Source organism: Candidatus Delongbacteria bacterium (genome assembly GCA_041675285.1).
Classification (GTDB): domain Bacteria; phylum CAIWAD01; class CAIWAD01; order CAIWAD01; family CAIWAD01; genus CAIWAD01.
The window spans coordinates 1-22,792 of record JBAYTZ010000025.1 but is presented as its reverse complement, the minus strand read 5'-3'; the positions used below and the strand labels follow the sequence as shown (position 1 = coordinate 22,792).

17 protein-coding genes and 1 rRNA gene are annotated in these 22,792 nt (G+C 69.9%); all 18 read left to right on the top strand.

Annotated elements, in window-relative coordinates; genetic code table 11:
• Nucleotides 1–4 precede the first annotated feature (4 nt).
• On the top strand, nt 5–1,327 hold the full coding sequence (locus tag WC326_15975; GenBank protein ID MFA7332566.1) for a 4Fe-4S dicluster domain-containing protein: 1,323 nt from the start codon (nt 5–7) through the stop codon (nt 1,325–1,327).
• Nucleotides 1,317–2,378, top strand: coding sequence for an RnfABCDGE type electron transport complex subunit D (locus tag WC326_15970; protein MFA7332565.1), 1,062 nt, complete (start codon nt 1,317–1,319; stop codon nt 2,376–2,378). Before WC326_15975 ends, WC326_15970 begins: the two co-directional genes overlap by 11 nt.
• On the top strand, nt 2,375–2,953 hold the full coding sequence (locus tag WC326_15965) for a hypothetical protein (GenBank protein ID MFA7332564.1): 579 nt from the start codon (nt 2,375–2,377) through the stop codon (nt 2,951–2,953). The genes WC326_15970 and WC326_15965 overlap by 4 nt, the downstream gene beginning before the upstream one ends.
• The gene (locus WC326_15960; GenBank protein MFA7332563.1) at nt 2,950–3,537 is read left to right on the top strand and encodes a hypothetical protein; all 588 of its coding nucleotides are present in this window, start codon (nt 2,950–2,952) and stop codon (nt 3,535–3,537) included. The genes WC326_15965 and WC326_15960 overlap by 4 nt, the downstream gene beginning before the upstream one ends.
• Nucleotides 3,534–4,478: a 4Fe-4S dicluster domain-containing protein gene (locus tag WC326_15955; protein ID MFA7332562.1), complete on the top strand. Its 945-nt coding sequence runs from the start codon at nt 3,534–3,536 to the stop codon at nt 4,476–4,478. Before WC326_15960 ends, WC326_15955 begins: the two co-directional genes overlap by 4 nt.
• A gap of 37 nt (nt 4,479–4,515) precedes the next feature.
• On the top strand, nt 4,516–5,736 hold the full coding sequence (locus WC326_15950) for a coproporphyrinogen-III oxidase family protein (protein ID MFA7332561.1): 1,221 nt from the start codon (nt 4,516–4,518) through the stop codon (nt 5,734–5,736).
• A gap of 839 nt (nt 5,737–6,575) precedes the next feature.
• The gene (uvrA, locus tag WC326_15945; GenBank protein MFA7332560.1) at nt 6,576–9,482 is read left to right on the top strand and encodes an excinuclease ABC subunit UvrA; all 2,907 of its coding nucleotides are present in this window, start codon (nt 6,576–6,578) and stop codon (nt 9,480–9,482) included.
• A 211-nt stretch (nt 9,483–9,693) separates the two neighbouring features.
• Entirely contained in the window at nt 9,694–11,640 is a 1,947-nt protein-coding gene (locus tag WC326_15940) for an HD domain-containing phosphohydrolase (GenBank protein ID MFA7332559.1), read from the top strand.
• Between the two features lie 107 nt (nt 11,641–11,747).
• Nucleotides 11,748–14,021 carry an NADP-dependent malic enzyme gene (locus tag WC326_15935; GenBank protein ID MFA7332558.1) on the top strand — a complete coding sequence of 758 codons (2,274 nt, stop codon included), beginning with the start codon at nt 11,748–11,750 and terminating at the stop codon, nt 14,019–14,021.
• Nucleotides 14,022–14,214: 193 nt separating this feature from the next.
• Nucleotides 14,215–14,892 (top strand): MBL fold metallo-hydrolase, encoded by a 678-nt coding sequence (locus WC326_15930; GenBank protein MFA7332557.1) that lies wholly within the window; start codon nt 14,215–14,217, stop codon nt 14,890–14,892.
• Nucleotides 14,889–15,308 carry a VOC family protein gene (locus tag WC326_15925; protein MFA7332556.1) on the top strand — a complete coding sequence of 140 codons (420 nt, stop codon included), beginning with the start codon at nt 14,889–14,891 and terminating at the stop codon, nt 15,306–15,308. The genes WC326_15930 and WC326_15925 overlap by 4 nt, the downstream gene beginning before the upstream one ends.
• Before the next feature lie 10 nt (nt 15,309–15,318).
• A complete protein-coding gene (gene rho, locus WC326_15920; GenBank protein MFA7332555.1) occupies nt 15,319–16,824 on the top strand; it encodes a transcription termination factor Rho in 1,506 nt (501 codons plus the stop codon).
• A gap of 63 nt (nt 16,825–16,887) precedes the next feature.
• Complete coding sequence (gene rpmE / locus WC326_15915) at nt 16,888–17,097, top strand: 50S ribosomal protein L31 (protein MFA7332554.1); 210 nt, start codon at nt 16,888–16,890, stop codon at nt 17,095–17,097.
• Between the two features lie 21 nt (nt 17,098–17,118).
• The gene (locus tag WC326_15910; GenBank protein MFA7332553.1) at nt 17,119–18,093 is read left to right on the top strand and encodes a DUF1385 domain-containing protein; all 975 of its coding nucleotides are present in this window, start codon (nt 17,119–17,121) and stop codon (nt 18,091–18,093) included.
• A 17-nt stretch (nt 18,094–18,110) separates the two neighbouring features.
• The gene (gene prfA / locus WC326_15905; GenBank protein MFA7332552.1) at nt 18,111–19,190 is read left to right on the top strand and encodes a peptide chain release factor 1; all 1,080 of its coding nucleotides are present in this window, start codon (nt 18,111–18,113) and stop codon (nt 19,188–19,190) included.
• Entirely contained in the window at nt 19,187–20,044 is an 858-nt protein-coding gene (prmC, locus tag WC326_15900; GenBank protein ID MFA7332551.1) for a peptide chain release factor N(5)-glutamine methyltransferase, read from the top strand. The genes prfA and prmC overlap by 4 nt, the downstream gene beginning before the upstream one ends.
• A gap of 79 nt (nt 20,045–20,123) precedes the next feature.
• A complete protein-coding gene (locus tag WC326_15895; GenBank protein ID MFA7332550.1) occupies nt 20,124–22,412 on the top strand; it encodes a VacB/RNase II family 3'-5' exoribonuclease in 2,289 nt (762 codons plus the stop codon).
• Nucleotides 22,413–22,703: 291 nt separating this feature from the next.
• Nucleotides 22,704–22,792 (top strand): 16S ribosomal RNA (locus WC326_15890); the annotation flags it as partial.

The window sequence follows — 22,792 nt, the reverse complement described above, 5'->3', positions numbered from 1 at the left end:
GACCATGCTGAACCTGCGCCCGCGTCGGGGCCTTGCGCTGCCGCATCGAGAACTCGAGGCCTGGCCGGCGCTTCCCGCCCCACCCTCCCGGCTTCTGCTGCCCCTGCGGCACTCCCGGCTGGACCAGTCGGAGCCCGTGGTGCGTCCGGGCCAGCGCGTGGCGGCCGGCGAGCCGCTCTCCTTACCGCTGGGACTGGCCGCCCGCGTGGTCTGCAGCCCGTTGGCCGGCCGGGTGCGCCGGGTGGACGTGCTCTCCGTGGTCCATCCGCCGCTGCGCGACGGCAGCCCGCGCGGCGCGCTGCCCGTGCCCTGCGTCGAGCTGGACGAGCTGTCCGCGCCCTCCCTGGAGGAGCGCACGGACTGGCAGCAGCTGGAGCGGCCCGCCCTGCTCGAGCGCCTGCGACCCTGGGGCCTGACAGGCGCCGAGGGTCTGCCCCTGGACCTGGAGCTGGAGCTGCTGTCCGGGGAGGCCCGGTTGCTGGTGCTGGGCGTGGCCCCGGCCCAGGCCCTGCAGGACGCGCTGCTGGAGCAGGTTCCGGCCGCCCTGGCCCGGGCGGTGACCGCGCTCTGCCGCCTGCACGGCTTTCGGGAACTGCTGCTGGCCTGCCCACCGGTACACTCGGAGGCCCGCCGGCGCTGGCTGGCTCTGCTGGAGCCCATCCTGCCCGCGCGCTGCGTCGTGCTGCGCCAGGGGCATCCCTGGGATCAGCCCCGGCTGGCGGCCCTGGCCCTGGGCCGGCCCCTGCCCTCCCCGCGCCGGCCCCTGGCGGCCCAGGGGCTGCTGGCCCTGACCCTGGACCAGCTGGCCGCGCTGGAGCTGCGCCTGAGCACGGGCTTGCCTCTGCCGCCCCTGGTCTGCCAACTGGACGATCTGCCGGAACCCCACGGCCTGCCCCAGCCGCGCAGCTGTCGCGTGCTGCGCGCCTGGCCGGGCACGCCGCTGTCGGAACTGGATCCCGCGCTGCCCCAGCCCGGCGAGTGGCTGGTGGCGGGCCTGCCCCTGGAGGGCTCGCCCCTGCTGGAGGGCGGGACGCCGCTCTTGCCCGGCCACACGCTGCTCAGCCGCCTGCCCCGCCTGAAGTCCCCGGAGGCGGAGGAGGCCTGCATCCACTGCGGCCAGTGCCTGGACATCTGCCCCATGCGGCTGGCGCCCATCCGCCTGGTGCGCCTGGCGGGGGAGGAACGGCTGGAGGAGGCTCGGGGACTGGGCCTGGAGCACTGCGTGCACTGCGGACTCTGCAGCTGGATCTGTCCCAGCCGCGTGGAGCTGGAGGATGGGCTGCGCCGGGCGCGCCAGCGTCTGCGGGAGGCCCGCCATGGCGGCTGAGATCCACCTGCTGGGACCTGTTCCGCTCCTGCGCCGTCCGGCGCGCACGGGCAGCCTGATGTGGCGCGTGGTGCTGGCCCTGCTGCCGGCGGCGCTGCTGGGCGTCGCGGCCTACGGGCCCGAGGCGGCCTGGATGCTGGGGGCTTGCCTGAGCGGCGCCTGGCTGATGGAGGTGCTGGCCGGCGGGCTGCGCGGGCGTTCCACGCAGAAGGACGGCAGCGCCGTGCTGACGGGCCTCCTGCTGGCCCTCACCCTGCCGCCGGGCCTGGCGCCGGGGTGGGCCTTCCTGGGCGGCGTGCTGGCCATCCTGCTGGGCAAGCAGGTCTTCGGCGGGCTGGGGCGCAATCCGCTCAATCCGGCCCTGCTCGGCCGCCTGCTGCTCGCGCTGCTGGCGCCCGGCGCCTTGGAGTCGGGCCTGCGCCAGCCCTTCGGCTGGCAGGGCGGCTCCTGGCTGACGGGCGCGCCCGGGGCGGCGGATCCGCTGCGCCTGTTCTGGGAGACCCGCCGCGTGCTGGACCAGGCGCTGGCGGGTTTGACTCCCCGGCTGCCCGCGGACTGGCCGCAAGGCCTGGATCGGCTGGACCTGATCCAGCACGCCCAGGACATCCTCTCCCAGGCGGGTCCGGGCCAGGTGCTCTGGGCCCGGCTACCCGGCCTGTTGGGGGAAGTCTCGATCCTGGCTCTCCTGCCCGGGCTGGTCTGGCTCTTCACGGCCCGGCTGGTGGATTGGCGCGTGCCCGCCGCCGGACTGGTCTTCCTGCCCGTGGGCTTCCTGCTGGCCTCGAGCGGGGCCGGCGGCCACTGGCTGCCCCTGGCCCTGGGCCTGCGCGGCACCAGCCTGCTGCTCGTGCTCTGCGTGCTGGCCTCGGACCCGGTGACCTCGCCGCTGGGCCAGGGCGCCAAGTTCCTCTTCGGGCTGCTGGTGGCGGCGGCCGCGCTGCTGGCGCTGCAGCTCAGCCCCCAGGCCGGCGGACTGTTCTGGGTCTTGTTGCCGGCCAACCTGCTCACACCCTGGCTGGATCGCCTGCTGCTGCCGGGAGGACCGCGATGAGGGCGCCGCTCCTGGCCCTGCAGGCCGCGCTGCTGGGTCCCGCCCTGCTGCTGGGTCCGGATCCCCTGCTCTGGGGGGTCCTGCTCTTGCTGCTGCCGCTCAACGCCCTGGCCCTGGCCTACCCGGGCTGCCGCGTGCGCTGGAGCGAGCCTTGCGGCGCCTGGTGGCTGCTGGGCCTGCTGGTGCTGGCGCCGCTGGAGGCCGTCCTGCTGCGCGCGGGCTGCCGGCTGACCGGGCTGGGTCCAGAGCTACCGGTCCTCGTGCTCTGTCTGCTGCTGCTCACCCATGGACCCGCCCTGCTCCTGCTGCTGGCCCGCGAACCGGGGGAGCGCGCCGCCCGCCGGGCCCTGGGCATCCAGGCGGCCTTCTGGCTGCCCCTGCCGCTGGCCGGGCTCTTCCTGATGGGGCGCCTGGAGGCCCTGGCCGATCTGGCCCTGCGCGCGGCGGGCGGCGGATCGCCCGGCGGCGGCTGGCTGCGGCTGCCCCTGGCGGCCCTGCTGCTGGCCCTGCTCCAGCAGCGCGAGCAGCGGCGACGCGCTCAGGACGGCCCGGCCGGGCCGGGAGGCGCGGCGTGAGCCCCTTCGACGCCCATCCCCTGCTGGTCCTGGTCCTGGGTCTGCTGGGACTGCCCCTGTTGCTGGATGCGGCGGTCCCGCCCGGGGCCGGGCGCGTCCGGGCCGAGCGCGGGCTGCCGCTGGGCCTCCTGACGGCCGGCGTGGTTCTGGCGCTGGGCACGCGGCTGCTGGAGCCCTGGCTAGGCCGCGATCTGCCCGCGGGTTTGGCGGCCTGGCCCTGGCTGCTGGCCTGGCTGGGCGGTCTGAGTCTGCCCCTGGTGCTGCTGGAGCCCTGGCTGGCCCGGCGCCACTGGGATCTGGGCTTCCGCTTTTGGCCGGTCTGCCTGTTCTGGCCGCTGCTGGACCTGGGCGGGCTGCTGCCGGGTCTGGCCCCGTCCCCCGACCTGGCGGGTCCGCTGGCGGCCCTCTTGACCGGCGCGCTGGGGGCCCTGCTGAGCCTGCTGCTGCGCGGCGTGCTGGAGCGTTTTCGCCAGAACCGCCCGCCTCGCGGGCTGGACGGCCTGCCCGTCCGCCTGCTGAGCCTGGGTCTGCTGCTCCTGCTCTGGGTGGGCGCCCGAGCCTGGTGGATCGGGAGGCTGCCGTGAGCGTGTGGATCCAGAGCCTGACGGCCGTGCTGACCCTGGCCGGCCTGGCCGGCGTGCAGGCCTGGCGCGGCCGCGCACCTTCAAGGCCGCAGGCGCAGACTCCGCGCCCCTTGCGCTGGCCGGCGCTGCGTCTGCGCAGCCGGACGGGCTGGTGCGCGCTGGAGGCGGCGCCGGACGGCTACGGTCCGGCCCAGGTGGCGGTGGTGAACTGCCGCAGCCGGGAGGACCAGAACGAGCTGCGCCACCATCCCACCCGCGCGGGCAGCTGCGCCGAGCGCCAACTACGGCACGGCGGGGAGCGCGCCTGCACCTGGGCCTGCCTGGGGGCCGGGGACTGCGTCGCGGTCTGTCCGGCCGGCGCGCTGCGGATGGAGGCCGGCCTGCCCGTGGTGGACGCCGCGCTCTGCACGGGCTGCGGAGACTGCGTCCCGGCCTGTCCGCGGCAGGTGCTGTCGCTGATTCCCGCCGAGGCCCAGCTGCTGGTGGGCTGCAACAGCGGGGCCGAGCCCGCCGGGCGCGGCGCGGTCTGCCGGACGGCCTGCACGGGCCACGAGCGCTGCCTGGAGACCCGCTTCCTGCCGGCGGGCCTGGTGGAGCGGCGCGAGAACCGGCCCGTGCTGCTGCACGATCACAGCGCCAACCTGCTGCCCCTGCTCAGCCTCTGTCCCACGCAGAGCTTCGTGGACCGCATCCCGCATCGCCCCTGGTTCACGGTCAACGACCACTGCACGGCCTGCGGCGACTGCCTGCCCCTCTGCCCAGTGCCGAACTGCATTGTGCCCGCGGGTCCGCCGGCGGACACGCCCGTGGGCAGCGCGCGTGTGCGCATCGTGCCCGAGGCCTGCACGGGCTGCGGCCTGTGCCTGCCGGCCTGCAAACCCCTGGCCATCCGCGTGGTGGGCGCCCTAGGATACGGCCGGACGGGGTCCTCCGCCCGCTAGCCACGCCCCATTGCTGAAGACGGATCGGAAGTCCCCCATGAGTTTCGGCCTCTACCTGCACACCCCCTTCTGCGCCGTGAAGTGCGGCTACTGCGACTTCTACAGCCTGCCGCCCGAGCAACCCGCCGAGGTGGGCCGGGTGGGGGCCGCGCTGCTGGCGGCCACGGCGCGCCTGTTGGAGCAGCCCCCCTGGCGGGGACGGCCGCTGCACTCAGTCTACGTGGGTGGAGGCACGCCCAGCCTGCTGCCGGCGGCCTTCTTCCGCGGCCTGTTGGGCGCTGGCCCCGTGCGCGAGCGCCTGCTGCCCGGGGCGGAGATCACCGTGGAAATGAACCCGGAGAGCGTGCGCCGGCCCTGGCTGGACGGCCTGGCCCGGCTGGGCGTGAGCCGGGCCTCGCTGGGCGTGCAGAGCTTCCAGCCCACCCTACTGCGCTTCCTGGACCGGGCCCACACCCCCGGCCAGGCGGCCCGTGTGCGGGCGGCCGTGCGCGCGGCGGGCATCCCGGCCTGCGGTCTGGACCTGATCTACCAGCTGCCGGGCCAGACCGAGGCCGAGCTGGCGCGCGAGCTGGAGTCCCTGCTGGCGCTGGAGCCCGAGCACGTCTCGGCCTACGGACTGGGCTGGGAGCCCGGCACCCGGCTGGAGGCGCGGCGCCGAATGGGGGAGACGGCCCCGCTGGAGCCGGAGCGGGCAGCCCGGTTGTATCTTCGCCTGTCGCGCACCCTGCGCCGGGCGGGCTATGGGCACTACGAGGTTTCCAACTTCGCCCGGCCGGGTCAGGCCGCCCGCCACAACTCGTCCTACTGGTGGGAGGGCGACGTGCTGGCGGTGGGGCCCTCGGCGGTCAGCGCCTGGACGGAGGCCGGCCGCCGGCGCCGGCGCCGCTTCCCGGCGGATTGGCGGACCTTCGCCCGCGCCGTGGAGGAAGGCCGGCCGCCGGACTGGCCCGAGGAGCCGCTGAGCGGCGAAGAGGCCTGGCTGGAGGCCCTCTACGTGGGTCTGCGCTGGCGCGGTGGGCTGGATCTGGGCCGGTTGGAGGCGCGCTTCGGGTCCCGGCGGGTGGAGGGGCTGCGCGAGCGCGTGCGGCGGCTGGGCGGCCCGCGGCTGGAATCGGCCCGGGGCCGGGATCGTGCGCTGGGCGGCCTGTTCGCGCCGGGCACGCCGGGCCGGCCGCCCAGGGCGACGGGCGAGATTCTGCGCCTGCGGCCGGAGGAGTGGCTGCTGCTGGATGAGTGGCTCGTTCGACTGGTGGAGTAAACGTGGTGATCAGCTGAGATTTTCGTTCGTCTCTTCAACACAGGGTCACAGAGGCACAGTTGCTGTTAAGCCTGACCTGGGTCGGGTTGACACATTCGAGAGTCATTTTGAGCACGAAGTCTCGAAGGCTCGAAGACGATTTGTGTCACGTGAGGTGAAGGCCGCAGGCCTGAACCAGAACCTTGGTGAAGCCGTCAGGCGAACCAACTACGTGGTTGCAGGAAGACAGTGCTGCCGCCAGCGGAAGCCCGCCGGGAGGCGGGCTGACTCTGGCGGTTGAGAAAAAGCGCTTCTTTGGCTCCACCTTTCTGGCGCCAGCAGAAAGGTGGAAATCAAGGTGCGCGCCAGCCACCAGGATGACGGTCGGTCGACTTGGTGTGGCTCTTCACCACAGAGGCACAGAGGCACAGTTTGCATTGGGCTTGACCTGGGTCGGGTTGACACGTCCGCGAGTCCATTTGCGCACGAAGTCTCGAAGGCTCGTAGAGGATTTGGGTCATGTAAGGTGAAGGCCGCAGGCCTGAACCAGAACCAGGTGGTGACGCCGTCAGGCGGAACCAACTACGTGGTTACAGGAAGGCCAAACTGCGGCTAGCGGAAGGCCACCGCGAGGTGGCCTGACTCTAGCCGTTGAGAAAAAGCGCCTCTTTGGCTCCACCTTTCTGGCGCAAGCAGAAAGGTGGAAAACAAGGCAAGCCGGCAGTCTCCGGGATGAAAGGCGAAGGCAGGGGATCCCCCGGTCAAGCCGGGGGATGACGGCCACTGGTTCCCCCTTCTGGCGCCAGCAGAAAGGTGGAAAACACGGGTCCCCGACTTGTGTCGGGACAAGCGAGGGCGGGATGGACTGCATTCACGTGCGCGGCGCGCGCGAGCACAACCTCAAGAACATCGACGTCATCATTCCGCGCAACAAGCTGGTGGTGATCACCGGGCTCTCGGGCTCCGGCAAGTCCAGCCTGGCCTTCGACACCCTCTACGCCGAGGGCCAGCGGCGCTACGTGGAGAGCCTGAGCTCCTACGCCCGGCAATTCCTGGGCCTGATGGAAAAGCCCGACGTAGACTCCATCGAGGGCCTCTCGCCGGCCATCTCCATCGAGCAGAAGTCCACCCACCGCAACCCGCGCTCCACCGTGGGCACGGTCACCGAGATCTACGACTACCTGCGCCTGCTCTACGGCAACATTGGCGTGCCCCACTGCACCGAGTGCGGACGGCCCATCCACCGCCAGAGCCCCGAGGAGATCGTCAACCTGATCGAGCAGGAATCCGAGGGCCGGCGCCTGCAGATCCTGGCCCCGCTGGTGCGCGGCCGCAAGGGCGAGTTCCGCGACCTGTTCCAGCAGGTGCGCAAGCAGGGCTACCTGCGCGTGCGCGTGGACGGCAAGGTGCTGCCGCTGGAGGAGGTGGAGCAGGGCCTGGCCAAGACCTTCAAGCACGACATCGACGTGGTGGTGGACCGCCTGGTGACCAAGGCCGGGATCCGCGCCCGGCTCTTCGAGTCGGTGGAAACGGCGCTGAACCTGGGTTCCGGCCTGGTGCGCGTGCTCTTCGAGGGCGAGCCCGCCGAGGAGCGCCTGCACAGCCTGCACTTCGCCTGCCCCGAGCACGGCATCTCGGTGGAGGAGCTGGCGCCGCGCCTGTTCTCCTTCAACAGCCCCTTCGGCGCCTGCACCGAGTGCTCGGGCATCGGGCACCAGATGGTGCTGGACCCGGAGCTGGTGGTGGTGGCGCCGGAGCGCAGCCTGCGCGCCGGGGCCATCGGCACCATGGGCGACGGCAGCGACTCGGCCCACGGCGAGATCTGGACCCTGAAGGCCCTGGCCCAGGTGGGGCAGTTCCTGGACTTCAGCCTGGACACGCCCTGGAAGCAGCTCAAACCCGCCCACCAGGCGGTGATCCTCCACGGGTCGAAGGAGGAGATCCGCTTCCGCGGCCAGGCCCGCCAGGGCAAGGGCTTCTGGGAGTACTCCAGCACCTGGGAGGGGATCATCCCCAACCTGGAGCGGCGCTACCGCCAGACCCAGAGCCAGTCCATCCGCGAGTGGATCGAGCGCTTCATGAGCAGCCGGCCCTGCGCCGCCTGCGGCGGGCAGCGTCTCAAGCCCGAATCCCTGGCCGTGACCGTGGGCGGACGCAACATCATGGAGCTGTGCGGGGATTCCATCCAGCAGGCCCTGAACTTCATGGAGGGCCTGCAACTGGGCGGCAGCGAGCAGCTCATCGCCGCGCCGATCCTGAAGGAGGTGCGCGAGCGGCTGGGTTTCCTGGTCAACGTGGGCCTGGAGTACCTGAGCCTGGGGCGGGCCGCGGGCACGCTCTCCGGCGGCGAGGCCCAGCGCATCCGGCTGGCCACCCAGATCGGCAGCCAGCTGATGGGCGTGCTCTACATCCTGGACGAGCCCTCCATTGGCCTGCACCAGCGCGACAACGAGCGCCTGATCCAGACCCTCCTGCGCCTGCGCGACCTGGGCAACACGGTGATCGTGGTGGAGCACGACCGGGACACCATCCTGCAGGCCGACGAGGTGCTGGACCTGGGGCCCGGCGCGGGCATCCACGGCGGCGAGGTGGTCAGCCAGGGCACGCCGGCCCAGATCATGGAAAACCCGCTCAGCGTCACCGGGCGCTACCTGAAGGACGACCGGCTGATCCCCGTGCCCACCGTCCGCCGGCCGGGCAACGGCCAGTTCCTGCGCGTGGCCGACCTGCGGGGCAACAACCTGCAGGGCCTCGACCTGGAGATCCCGCTGGGCGCCTTCACCTGCGTGACTGGCGTCTCGGGCTCGGGCAAATCCACGGCCATCAACGAGACCCTCTCCAAACTGCTGGCGCGGGAATTGATGGGCACGCGCGTGCTCCCCATGCCCCACGGCCCGGTGAGCGGGCTGGAGCACCTGGACAAGGCCATCGTCATCGACCAGAGCCCCATCGGCCGCACGCCGCGCTCCAACCCGGCCACCTACACGGGCCTGTTCACGTTGATCCGCGACCTGTTCGCCGAACTGCCCGAATCCAAGATGCGCGGCTACGTGCCCGGTCGCTTCTCCTTCAACGTCAAGGGTGGGCGCTGCGAGGCCTGCCAGGGCGACGGGATCCTCAAGATCGAGATGCACTTCCTGCCCGACGTCTACGTGCCCTGCGAGGTCTGCAAGGGCCGGCGCTACAACAGCGAGACCTTGGAGGTGAAGTACCGCGGCAAGTCCATCGCCGACGTGCTCAACATGACCGTGGAGGAGGCGGCGGGATTTTTCGCGGCTATTCCGCGCCTGCAGTCCCGCCTGCAGACCCTGCTGGAAGTGGGGCTGGGCTACGTCCACCTGGGCCAGCAGGCCACCACGCTTTCCGGTGGCGAGGCCCAGCGCGTCAAGCTCTCCACGGAGCTGTCCAAGCGGGCCACCGGGCGCACCATCTACATCCTGGATGAACCCACCACGGGCCTGCACTTCGCCGACATCCAGCTGCTGCTCCAGGTGCTGGAGCGGCTGGTGGAAAAGGGCAACACGCTGGTGGTGATCGAGCACAACCTGGACGTGATCAAGACGGCCGACCACCTGATCGACCTGGGACCCGAGGGCGGCGCCAAGGGCGGGCGGCTGGTAGCCACGGGCACGCCCGAGCAGGTGGCGGCCAATCCGGCCAGCCACACGGGCCGCTTCCTGGCTCCCCTGCTGGGCGTGAAGGTCGCCAAGGGCCTGCAGGACATGAAGTCCACGAAGCGGACGAAGGCCTCGAAGGCAATGGCCTGAGCAGTGGCCAGGCCGCCCCGGGAGTGGCTGCCTGGCGCAGTCAGAACCACGACCACGTCAGCAGACCCTCTCCCTTCGGATTTCTTTGCGTCTTCCCGTGAGCCCCCGTCCCCAAAAGCGGGTCCGGAGATGTGCGACAAGCGCCGCCGGGAGTGGCTTGGCCGTCACGGCAGCCGTACATTGGACCCGCTTCATTAAGGACGAGACACACGTGCCGGCACTTCAGGACAGTTTCCGCATCCTGTTCACCCGCCCGGACTGGCTGGAGGAACTGAGTTCCCGGCTGGCCGGGACCGTGGTGCATCCCCGGCTGCTGGAGCGCCTGGAGGAGCTGGTCCCGGAGGCTGGCGTCCAGGTGGCCCTGCTGCTGACTCCGGCCGACCTCCAGGCCGTGCCGGGGCTGGCGGCCCTGCTGGAACCCTTCGATCCCCTCCAGCTGCGGGTGGTGTTCGCCGGCTCCCTGGCGGATTGGACGAGCGCGGGCCTGGCCGAGGGCCTGCTGCACTCCGTGCTGGGGCCGGGTGCCGGGCCGGACGCCGCGGCGGTGAGCCTGCTCAGCCTCTACGACCTGTTCATGGCCGGCGAGACCGTGGCCGCCCTGGAAGGCTGCCTGGACCGCTACAGCAGCGACCTGGACGAGATCCTGACCATCGGCAAGCAGCTCACGGCGGAGAAGGACCACCGCCGCCTGTTGCGCCTGATGCTCAGCAAGAGCATGGATCTGACCGGCGCCGACGCCGGCTCGATCTTCCTGGTGGAGGAGAGCGACGAGGGCCCGCGCCTGCGCTTCAGCATCACGGACACGCGCTCGCTCTTGCAGAACCGGCGCTACGAGGAATTCACCATGCCCCTGACCCTGCGCAGCCTGGCCGGCTACGTGGCGTCCACGGGCGTGCCTCTGTTGATCCAGGACGTCTACGAGCTGGGCGAGGAGTGCGAATACCGCTTCGACCCCTCCTACGACCGCAACGTGGGCTACCGCACCAAGAGCATGCTGGTGGTGCCGCTGGTCAACCACCTGGGGCAGATCCTGGGCGTGATCCAGCTGATCAACGCCAAGCGCGACGGCCAGCGGCGCGCGGCCGACCTGCGCGAACTCGAGGAGCTGGTGGTGCCCTTCACGGTGCCCCACAAGGATCTGATCATGGCCATCGCCGGCCAGGCGGCGGTCTCCATCGAGAACAACCGCCTCTACCACGACATCGAGCGCCTGTTCGAGGGCTTCGTGGAGGCCAGCGTGACCGCCATCGAATCCCGCGACCCCACCACCAGCGGCCACAGCTTCCGGGTGGCCGAACTCACGGTGGGCTTGGCCCGGGCCGTGGATCAGGCCACGGAGGGCGCCTACGCCGAGCAGTCCTTCAGCGAGGAGAGCCTGAAGGAACTGCGCTACGCCAGCCTGCTGCACGACTTCGGCAAGGTGGGTGTGCGCGAGGAAGTCCTGACCAAGCCCAAGAAGCTCCTGACCTTTCGCATGACCGAGCTGGTCAGCCGCTTCGAGTGGCTGCGCCAGGACACGGAGATCCGCGTGCTGCGGCGCAAGCTGGAGGCCCTGCTGGGCGGCCAGCGCGACCTGGATCCGCTGGAGACCGAGCTGCAGGCGGAGCTGCGGCGGCTGGAGGGCTGGCTGCGGCTGGTGCAGCAGGCCAACGAGCCCAGCGTCCTGCCTGCCGAGGCGCCGGCCCAGCTGCAGGAAGTCCACGCCCACTGCTTCCTGGACGCCGGGGGCCAGTCGCGCCCGCTGCTGGACGCCGACGAGCTGCGCATCCTGTCCATCCCGCGCGGCAGCCTGACGCCCGAGGAGTGGGACGACATGCAGAGCCACGTCACCCACACCTGGAATTTCCTGCGCCGCATCCCCTGGACCCGCGGGCTGGCCAAGGTCCCGGAGATCGCCTACGCCCACCACGAGAAGCTCGACGGCAGCGGCTATCCGCGCCGCCTGGGCCCGGAGCAGATCCCCGTGGGCAGCCGGATGATGACCGTGGCCGACATCTACGACGCCCTGACCGCGTCGGACCGGCCCTACAAGAAGGCCGTCTCCCACGAGGCCGCGCTGGACATCCTGAACTGGGAGGCCGGCCACGGCAAAGTGGACGCCACGCTGCTCGACATCTTCGTCCAGCGGCGCGTGTACCAGAACATCCCGAGCGCGTAACGCGCCTGACGCGAAATCGCGCCGGACGCGAAATCGCGCCAGACGCCCGCCGCGGGCGGCCCGGACTCGACACGACACAACCCTTTCCAAGCATAAACGAGGATCCAATGGTCACCCGTGAAGAAGCGCTCGAATATCATTCCCGGGATCGCAAGGGCAAGATCGAGACCGTGCCCTGCAAGCCCTGCACCACGGCCCGCGACCTCTCCATGGCCTACACGCCGGGCGTGGCCGAACCCTGCCGCGAGATCCACAAGAATCCCATGGACGCCTACGAGTACACCAACAAGGGCAACCTGGTGGCCGTGCTCTCCAACGGGACGGCCGTGCTGGGTCTGGGCAACCTGGGCGCCCTGGCCGGCAAGCCCGTGATGGAAGGCAAGGGCGTGTTGTTCAAGCGCTTTGCCGATGTGGATGTCTACGACATCGAAGTGGACACCCTGGATCCTGAGAAGATCATCGAGTGCGCCCAGCTGATCTCGCCCACCTTCGGCGGCATCAACCTGGAGGACATCAAGGCCCCCGAGTGCTTCGAGATCGAAGAGCGCCTGATCGAGATGCTGGACATCCCGGTCTTCCACGACGACCAGCACGGCACGGCGATCATCAGCGCCGCGGCCCTGGTGAACGCCGTGGAGCTGGTGGGCAAGAAGATGAGCGAGATCAAGATCGTGGTGAACGGCGCGGGCGCCTCGGGCATCTCGTGCTCCAAGCTCTACGTCCGGCTGGGCGCGAAGCTTGAGAACATCACCATGTGCGACACCAACGGCGTGATCTACAAGGGGCGCGACAAGCTCAACAAGTACAAGGAGATCTTCGCCAAGGAGACCTCCCTGCGCACCCTCGAGGAGGCCTTCGTGGGCGCCGACGTGGCTGTGGGCCTCTCCGCCAAGGACGCCTTCACCCAGGACATGATCCGCTCCATGGCGCCCGATCCCGTGGTGTTCGCCATGGCCAATCCCGATCCCGAGATCATGCCCGCCCAGGCCAAGGCCGTGCGCGACGACATCATCATGGCCACGGGACGCAGCGACTTCCCCAACCAGGTCAACAACGTGCTGGGCTTCCCGTTCATCTTCCGCGGCGCGCTGGACGTCAAGGCCCGGCGAATCAACGAAGAAATGAAGGTGGCGGCCTCCAAGGCGCTGGCCGAGTTGGCCCGCCAGGACGTGCCGGAGAGCGTGTTCCGCGCCTACGGCAACGTGCCCTTCTCCTTCGGCCGCGAGTACATCATCCCCAAGCCCTTCGACCACCGCGTGCTGCTCTTCGTGGCCCCCGCCGTGGCCCGGGCCGCCATCGAGACCGGCGTGGCCCGCATCGAGGTGGGCGACGTGGACGCCTGGATCGAGAGCTACCGGCGCACGCTGCAGAAACGCCTGGGCCGCCACATGGCGATCATGGGCGGCGTGCAGGACCGCGCCCGCACGGCCCCCAAGCGCATCGCCTTCCCCGAGGGCGAGAACGAGAAGATCCTGATGGCCGCCAAGCAATTGGTGGCGGACGGGATCGCCCACCCCGTGCTGGTGGGGCGGCAGGACATCATCGCCGATTGGGCCGCGCACCACGATCTGGACCTGGGCAAGGTCAGCGTGATCCATCCCGGCCGGCACGAGAAGCACCAGGAGCTGAGCGGCGCCCTGCACCAGTTGCGGGCCCGGCGCGGCATCACCCTGAGCGAGGCGGACCAGCAGCTGCGGCACGACCCTGTGGTGCTGGCCGCCATGCTGGTGCGCCAGGGCCTGGCCGACGGCCTGGTCTCCGGCGCGGACATGCACTATCCGGACAGCCTGCGGCCCGTGATGCAGCTGCTCTACGGCAAGGGCGAAAAGGCCCCGCGGGCGGCGGGCATCTACGTGCTCTTCGTGGGCAACCGCGTGCTGTTCGTGGCGGACACCACGGTGAACGTCAACCCCACGGCCCAGGATCTGGCCGAGTACGCCGTGGGCACGGCCCGCTTGGCGCGTCAGTTCGGCTACGAGCCGCGCGTGGCCCTGCTCAGCCACTCCAACTTCGGCAGCACGGCGGACGGGACCTCCCGGCGCGTGCGCCAGGCCGTGGAGCTGCTCCACGCCCGGGGCGTGGACTTCCAGGTGGACGGCGACATGCAGGCCGACACGGCCCTCTCGGCCGACCTGCTCAGCGGGCTCTATTCCTTCAACAGCCTGGACGACGAGGCCAACGTGCTCATCTTCCCGGACATGACCAGCGCCAACATCGCCTACAAGCTGCTGATCAAGGCCGCGGGCGCGGTGGCGGTGGGGCCGATCCTGATCGGCAACGACTACCCGGTGAACATCCTGCAGCGCGGGGCGGACGTGGCGGAAATCGTCAACCTCACCGCCGTGACGGTGGTGGACGCCCAGGAGCGCGGCGCAAAGTAGCGCGGCGCGCAGCGTTCCTGAGCGGCGCGGAATCATGAGCAAGGCCCCTTCGAAGCCCTCGAAGGGGCCTTGTGCCCTCCCATCAATTGCCATACCTTGTGGCCGATTCGGAAGCAGGTGTGACCTGTAGTCCCGCCTTCGGCCCCAACGATGTTCCCCTGACGAGACGGATGGTCAAGCGAAGCGGAACGGCGTGAACCAATTGCTCAGCCCGGTGGGACCGCTCCAGGTGGAAGCCCTGCCCCTGGGCCCCTTCGAGACCAATGCCTGGCTCCTGAGCCCCGCCAGCGGCGGGGTCGTGGTGGTGGATCCCGGCATGGAGGCCGGCGAACTGCTGGAGCGGCTGGAGGAGCGGGGGCGCCCACTGGAGCGCATCCTGCTCACCCACGGGCATCTGGATCACGCGGCGGGTTGCGCCCTGCTGGTCCGGCGCTACGGCTGTCCGGTTCACGCGCACCCGGCGGACCACTTCCTGGTGCGCAGCCTGGTGGATCAGGGCGCCTGGTACGGTTACCAGCTGGAGGCCGTGCCCGAGCCGCTGGAACCCCTGCACGACGGCCAGCGCCTGGCCCTGGGCGCGGGCGAACTCGAGGTGCTGCACACGCCGGGCCACAGCCCGGGCGGCGTCTGCTTCCGCTTCCTGACGGCCGAGGGGCCGCGACTGATCTGCGGCGACACCCTGTTCGAAGGGACCTACGGCCGCACGGACCTGCCCGGCGGTTCGCTGGCCCAACTGGTGCGCAGCGTCCGGGAACGGATTTTTCCCCTGCCGGACGACACGCTGTTGCTGCCGGGCCATGGCTCGACCAGCACGGTGGCGCAGGAACGCCGGAGCAACCCCATCACTTGGTGCGACGAGAGGGACGGATGAGCGAGACGACACGCGCTCCGCGCCGGGGCCGCCGCGAGGTGGAACTGGAAGGCTTGAAGCAACTGGCGCTGGTCTGGGTCTGGGTTTCCGACCTGCGGGCCGCGGTGGCCTTCTACCGCGACCAGGTGGGGCTCAAGCTCAGCTACCTGGACGAAGCCGGCGGCTGGGCCTTCCTGGCCACGGGGGCGGAAGGCGTGGACTTCGGCCTGCAGGTCTGGCCCTTCGGGGGTCCCGTGCCCCGGGGTGGCGGCGCCTGCCCGGTCTTCGAGGTGGTGAGCCTGGCCACGGCCTGCGACGCGCTCAAGGGCCGGGGCGTGGAATTTGAAGCGGATGTCGAGGGTGGAGAGGGGGCGCGCCGGCACGCCACCTTCCACGACCCCGACGGCAACCCTGTGATGCTGACCCAGAACTGGTAAGGATCGACCCATGTCCGAACAACGCAATGGCGATCGCCCGCAGGGACGCGTTCGACGCCCGGGTATGAACACGCGGCCCGGCCCCTACGCCGGCTTCCAGCCCCGCAACGACCTGGATCCCGTGCTGGGGCCGCAGGACGAGGAGCAGACCCCCCTGCCCGAGCTCGTGCGCCCCGCGGCCCCGGAACCGGCGCCGGCGGGCCTGCCGGTGGAGAGCGAGGGCTCGGAGACCATCGTCACCACGGGCAACGGCAACGAGGGTCCCAAGCTGAACATCGCCGAGCTGGAGAAGCGGCCCATCCGCGAGCTCTTCGACCTGGCCAAGTCCTTCGGCGTGGACAATCCGGGCGGCCTCTCCAAGTCGGACCTGGTCTACAAGATCCTCGAGGCCCAGGCCCAGAAGGACGGCGCGATCTTCGCCCAGGGCGTGCTGGAGATCCTGCCCGACGGCTACGGCTTCCTGCGCTCGGGCGCGTCCAACTACCTGCCCGGGCCCGAAGACATCTATGTCTCGCCCTCGCAGATCAAGCGCTTCAGCCTGCGCAAAGGCCACGTGATCTCCGGGCAGATCCGTCCGCCCAAGGACAACGAGCGCTTCTTCGCCCTGCTGAAGGTGGAGGCGGTCAACTACAACGATCCCGACGAGTGCCGGGACAAGATGCTCTTCGACAACCTGACCCCGCTCTACCCGGAGCGGAAGATCAAGCTGGAGCGCGAGCAAAAAGAATATTCCATGCGCATCATGGACTTGTTCACCCCGGTGGGCATGGGGCAGCGTGGCCTGATCGTGGCCCCGCCCCGCACGGGCAAGACCATCCTGCTGCAGAAGATCGCCAACTCCATCACCACGAATCATCCGGAAATCATGTTGATCGTCCTCTTGATCGACGAGCGCCCGGAAGAAGTGACGGACATGCAACGGCACATCGATGCCGAGGTGATCAGCTCCACCTTTGACGAGAAGCCCGAACGGCACATCCAGGTGTCGAACATGGTGATCGAGAAGGCCAAGCGCATGGTGGAGTTCGGCCTGGACGTGGTGATCCTGCTGGATTCCATCACCCGCCTGGCCCGCGCCTACAACGCCGTGGTGCCCCACTCCGGGCGCATCCTCTCGGGCGGTGTGGACGCCGTGGCCCTCTACGAGCCCAAAAAATTCTTCGGCGCGGCCCGCAACATCGAGGGCGGCGGCAGCCTGACGATCATCGCCACGGCCCTGATCGAGACCGGCAGCCGGATGGACGAGGTGATTTTCGAGGAGTTCAAGGGCACGGGCAACATGGAGTTGGTCCTGGACCGCAACCTGTCCAACGCCCGCATCTACCCGGCCATCGATATCAACAAGTCCGGCACGCGCAAGGAAGAATTGCTGCTGGACGACAAGACGCTCAACAAGATCTGGATCCTGCGCAACCTCCAGGGGGAGAAGCATCCCGTCGAGGTGATGAAGTTCATGCTGGAGAAGATGCGCTTGACCCGCAACAACCTGGAGTTCTTTGAGGTCATGATGAAGTAAACCGGCTTGCAAGGAAACCTGCACTTGCCTATACTTCACGGCTTCAAAATCGAGGACACGAAGATGCCGAAGGAAAAGACGCATCCGAAATACGAAGTGGCGAATGTCTCCTGTGCCTGTGGGAACACCTTTGAGACCCGCACGACCCAGGGTGACATGAAGGTGGAGCTTTGCTCCGTCTGCCACCCCTTCTTCACGGGCCGGCAGAAGCAGATCTTCACCACCGGCCGCGTGGACCGTTTCTACAAGAAGTACGCCAAGGGCGACAAGTAGACCGCAACGCGCGGAGATCGGGTGGCCCCGACGAAGGACGCCGCGACCCCCTACGACCCTGAGCTGCCCGTCAACATCGGCGGGCAGGCTGTCATCGATGGGGTCATGATGCGGGCGCCGGGCCGGGTGGCCACGGCGGTCCGCCTCGCGCCCGACCACATCCTGGTCCGGAGCGAAGAATTCCACTCCCTTAGCCGTCGCTGGCCCGTGCTGCGTCTGCCCGTGCTCCGGGGGGCGCTCTCGCTGCTGGAATCCCTGCTCATCGGCACCCGCACGCTCAACTGGTCGGCGGAGATCTCCCAGAACGGGGCCCAGGCCGAGACCGAGCACACCTGGGGCCAGCGGGTGATGACCGTCGTCTCCCTGTTGATGGCCCTGGGCGTGGGCCTGCTGCTGTTCATGTACCTGCCCTACCTGGCCAGCACGCTGCTGGGCCAGGATCGCAACCAGGTCTACTTCCATCTGGTGGTCGGCACCTTCCGCATCAGCCTGCTGCTGGCTTACCTCTGGGGCATTTCCCAGTGGAGCGACGTGCGCACGCTGTTCGCCTACCACGGCGCGGAGCACAAGTCGATCTACGCCTGGGAGGAAACCAAGCGCGTGACCGTGGAGGAGGCCCAGCTGCACACGCGCTTCCACCCCCGCTGCGGCACGAGTTTCCTGCTGGTGGTGGCGCTGTCCACGGTGCTGGTCTACGCGGTCTTCGACACGTTCTGGATCCGCTCCTTCGGCGCCTTCGACAGCGTCCTGCACCGCCTGCTCGTGCACTTGCCGATCATCCCCCTGGTGGCCGGCCTGTCCTTCGAGCTGCTGCAGCTGTCCAACCGGGTGCGCGGCCACGGGCTGGCGCGCCTGCTGATCGCCCCCGGCCTCTGGTTCCAGCGCCTCACCACCCAGGAACCCGACGCCGCCCAGCTGGAAGTGGCGGTGGTGGCCATTCGCGCCTCGCTGAACCTTCCCATGGACGGCCTGAACTCTCGCATCGATTTCGTCTAGCGACCCCCGGAGGCAGCATGCAGGATCGACTCCAACGCCTGACGGCGCGCTATGAGCGGCTGGTGGAGGATCTGGGCCGGCCGGAGGTGCTGGCGGACCAGAAGCTCTGGCGCGACCTCTCCCGCGAGCAGAAGCGCCTGAGCCAGATCCTCGAGACCGGCAAGGCCTGGCAGCAGGCCGTGGCCCAGGCCAGCGAGGCCCGCGAGCTGCTGACCGGCGAAGTGGACCCCGAGCTGCGCGAGCTGGCGGAGGCCCAGTTGGAGGAGTCCCGCGGCGAGGCCGAGCGGCTGGAGGAAGCCTTCAAGCTGCTCATCGTGCCGCGGGATCCCGCGGATTCCCGCAACTGCATCGTGGAGGTGCGGGCCGGCACGGGGGGCGAGGAGGCCGCCCTGTTCGCCGCCGACCTGTTCCGCATGTACCAGCGGCTGGCCGAGCAGATGGGCTGGCGCCTGGAGCTGCTGGACGCCAGCGAGGGTGGCATGGGCGGCTTCAAAGAGGTGATCTTCGCCATCTCGGGCGAAGAGGCCTTTGGGCGCTTGAAATACGAGGGCGGCGTGCATCGCGTGCAGCGCGTGCCGGCCACCGAGAGCCAGGGCCGCATCCACACCTCGGCTGCCAGCGTGGCCGTGCTGCCGGAGGCCGAGGAGGTGGACGTGCAGATCGAGGCCAAGGACCTGCGCATCGACGTCTACCGCTCCAGCGGCCCGGGCGGCCAGAGCGTCAACACCACCGACTCCGCCGTGCGCATCACGCACCTGCCCACGGGCCTGGTGGTCACCTGCCAGGACGAGAAGAGCCAGCACAAGAACAAGGACAAGGCGCTCAAGGTGCTGCGCAGCCGGCTCTACGACGCCAAACTGGCCGAGGAGAAGGCCAAGCAGGACGTGGAGCGGCGCAGCCAGGTCTCCAGCGGCGACCGCAGCGCCAAGATCCGCACCTACAACTTTCCCCAGAACCGACTGACCGACCACCGGATCAACCTCACGCTCTACAAGCTGGACCGGGTGATGGACGGCGACCTGGCCGAGATGCTGGACGCCCTGCGGCTGGCGGACTTGAAGGAGCGCCTCGAGGACCTGGGTTCCGAGGTCGAATGAACCCCGCACCCCCCGATCTGGCCGCGCTCCTGCGGCTCTCCCGGGACTGGCTGGCCGCCCGCGGCGTGGAGAATGCCGCGCGCGAGGCCGACGAACTGGCGGCCCGCGCCCTGGGCTGCCGGCGGCTGGATCTCTACCTGGACCACGACCGCGTGCCCGACGAGGCCGAGAAGGCCGGCCTGCGCGGCCTGTTGCAGCGCCGCGTGGCGGGCGAACCCCTGCAGTACATCTTGGGCGACCAGCCCTTCCGCCGGGCCGGGCTGCGGGTGGATTCGCGCGTGCTGATCCCGCGGCCGGAGACCGAGGAGCTGGTGGACCACGTGCTGGCCGGCGAACGCGGCCAGGGTCCCCTCTCCGTGCTGGACGCGGGCACGGGTTCGGGTTGTCTGGCCATCAGCCTGGCCCAGGAACTGCCCGGCTGCCGCGTGCTGGCCGTGGACACCAGCAGCGGGGCGCTGGAAGTGGCCCGGGAGAACGCCCGCCTGAACGGCGTGGCGGAGCGGATCGAGTTCCAGCGCCTCAATCTGCTGCTGCACTGGCCCCAGGAGGCCCGGGACCTGCTGGTCTCCAATCCGCCCTACGTGGCCCTGAGCGAACGCGCCGGCCTGCAGCGCGAGCTCAGCCACGAGCCGGAGGAGGCCCTGTTCGGCGGCGAGGACGGACTGATCTTCTACCGGCGCTTCGCGGGCGGGCTGGAGCACCTGCTGCGGCCCGGCGGCCGGCTCTACCTGGAGATCGGCGCGCAGCAGGCCCCGGCCTTGCTGGAGCTGTTCGCCCCGCTCTGCTCGCGGCTCGAGATCCGCCCCGATCTGGCCGGCCGGCCGCGCTTCCTAGTGGGCCGGCGCTCCGAGTAGCCGCCCTTCCGCCTTCGCCCCCCATCCGCCACCTTCTGGGTGCCCCCGGCCAACACCCGTGATCATCCAGGAGCCGCCCATGTCCAGCCGTCGCCCGCCCGCCAAGCCCCACGCCCGGGAATCCCGGCCCGCGGCCCCCCACGACAAGGCCGCCGAGGCTCGGGCCCGCACCCGGACGCGCATCCTCGACTTGATGCGCTCCCAGGAGCGGGGCTTCAAGACCCGCGGCCTCTACAACACGCTGGGCCAGCCCCTCTCCTACGCCGAATTCACGGGCCTGCTGGACGAGATGGAGCAGGCCGGCGAGCTGCGCAAGGGCGATCTGCGGCGCTGGCTGGGCGGCGGACCGGCCCGGACGGTGGTCGGCGTCCTGCTGCGCCTGCCTTCCGGGCACGGCTTCCTGCAGCCCGACGACGGCAGCGAGCGGGTCTTCCTACATCGCTCCCAGCTGGACCGCTACCTGCAGGAGGATCTGGTGGAGGCCCGCCTGCTGCCCGCCGGCGGCCGCTCGCGCGAGGGGCGCGTGCTGGGTCTGCTGGAGCGGCGGCTGGAACGCATCGTCGGGCGGGCGGCCCGCTACGGGGCGGACTGGATCCTGCTGCCGGAGAGCGTGCGTTTCGGCGGCTTGGTGCGCTTCAAGGGCCGGGTGCCGGACGACCTGCGCTCGGGCGAACAACTGCGCGTGAGCGTGCTGCCCGACGCGGATCCGGCCTCATTGCCGGGCGTACTTTGGGTGCAGGTGGAGAAGCGCCTGGAGGGCGGCTCCGGGGCGGCCTGGCACCAGGAGCGAATCAAGGCCGAGTTCAACCTGCCGGCGGGCTTCAGCCGCGCCCAGGAGCAGGAGGCGCGCCGCTTCACCGAGGAGGACATCCAGCCCCAGCCCGGGCGGCTGGATCTGCGTGGGAGCTGCGTCTTCACCATCGACCCCGCCGACGCCAAAGACTTCGACGACGCCGTCTCCATCGAGGCGCTGGAGGACGGCGGCTGGCTGCTGGGCGTGCACATCGCCGACGTGTCGCAGTTCGTGGCCGAGGACGGCCTGCTGGACCGCGAGGCCCTGCGCCGCGGCCTGAGCATCTATCTGCCCGGCGAAGTGGTGCCCATGCTGCCGCACGCGCTCTCCTCGGGGCTGTGCAGCCTGCAGGAGGGGCGAGACCGCTACTGCTTCAGCGCCCTGATGACCATCGGTCCGCGCGGCGCCGTGCGCGAGGTGCGCCTGACCCCCAGCCTGATCCGCTCGCGCAAACGCTTCAGCTACGACGAGGTGCAGGAGCGGCTGGCTGGCCTGCCGCTGGAGGCCCTGCCCGCGCGTGACACACTGGAACGCTGGCCCGACGAGATCCAGCGCTCCTTGTATCACATGAACCGGCTCTGGCGGTTGCTCAAGCGCCTGCGCCTCCAGAAGGGTGGGCTGGACTTCGCCCTGCCGGAACCGGTCTTCACGCTGGACGCCCAGGGCACGCCGTTGGCGGTGGGCCGACGGCTGAGTCGCGAGGCGAATTTCCTGATCGAGGAGTTCATGCTGCAGGCCAACCGCTGCGTGGCCCGCAGCCTGGTGGAGGCGCGGCGCACCTGCCTGTTCCGCATCCACGCCGCGCCGGAGGGCGAGAAACTGGAGCGCTTCCGCGCGGTGCTGGAGCACCTGGGCCTGCAGCCCGTCCCCGAGCTGGGCGCGGTGCGGGACTGGCAGCTGCTGATGGAGCGCTGGGCGGACCGTCCCGAGGCGCCCTTCCTGCAGCAGATGATGCTCCGCAGCATGATGAAGGCCCTGTACTCGCCGCACAACGTGGGTCACTTCGGGCTGGGCTTCGAGCAGTACGCGCACTTCACCTCGCCCATCCGCCGCTACCCGGACCTGGTGGTGCACCGGCTGCTGAAGCGTCTGCTGGGGCGGGAGGCGGACCCCGGCACGGGCGTGCTGGAGATGGTCGGGCGGCGCAGCTCCCAGCGCGAGCTGCTGGCCCTGGAAGCCGAGCGGGCGGCGGTCAAGCTCAAGCAGATCCTCTACCTGCAGGGGCACCTGGGCGACGAGTTCTGGGGCCTGGTGCGCGGCGTGGAGCGCTTCGGCGTCTTTGTGGAGCTGGAGGATTCGCTGGCCGAGGGGCTGATTCCCATGGCCGAACTGCCCGAGGATTACTGGGACTACCGCGAGGCCAGCTGGGAGCTGCGGGCGCGGCGGCTGGGGCGCAGCATCCGGATCGGGGACCGCCTGCTGGTGCGCGTGCTGCGCAGCAATCCCGAGACGCGCGAAGTGGACTTTCACCTGGTGGAGTTCGCCGACGGGCCGTCGGGCCGCGGGACGGAAGTGGTTGCCCCGGCCCGGGCCAAGGGCAGGGCGCCCGCCAGAGTCGCGAGAAAGCAGCCCTGACCCTTGCATGAACCGATGGGGACGCTATATTGACCGGCCTTGTCGCGTCGTCGAATCGACGCGGATTGACATCGCTTCCCAAAAGATTTTTTAGGAAACGATGTTGACATTGCCTCCGGGTGACGATACCTTGAGGGTCCTCGCTTGGAAACAAGCAGGAATGCATCTGCTCTTTGACAGTTCAAGGGAAGCAAGAATGACCATGCCACCGTGGTGTTCATCTGGCAACAGATGGCATTGCGGTTCCCGGCCCACGTGAGTGGGCTTGGATGAACAGGACAAACACATTTGACAATGGAGAGTTTGATCCTGGCTCAGGACGAACGCTGGCGGCGTGCTTAACACATGCAAGTCGAACGGGATCCAGGCTTCGGTCTGGT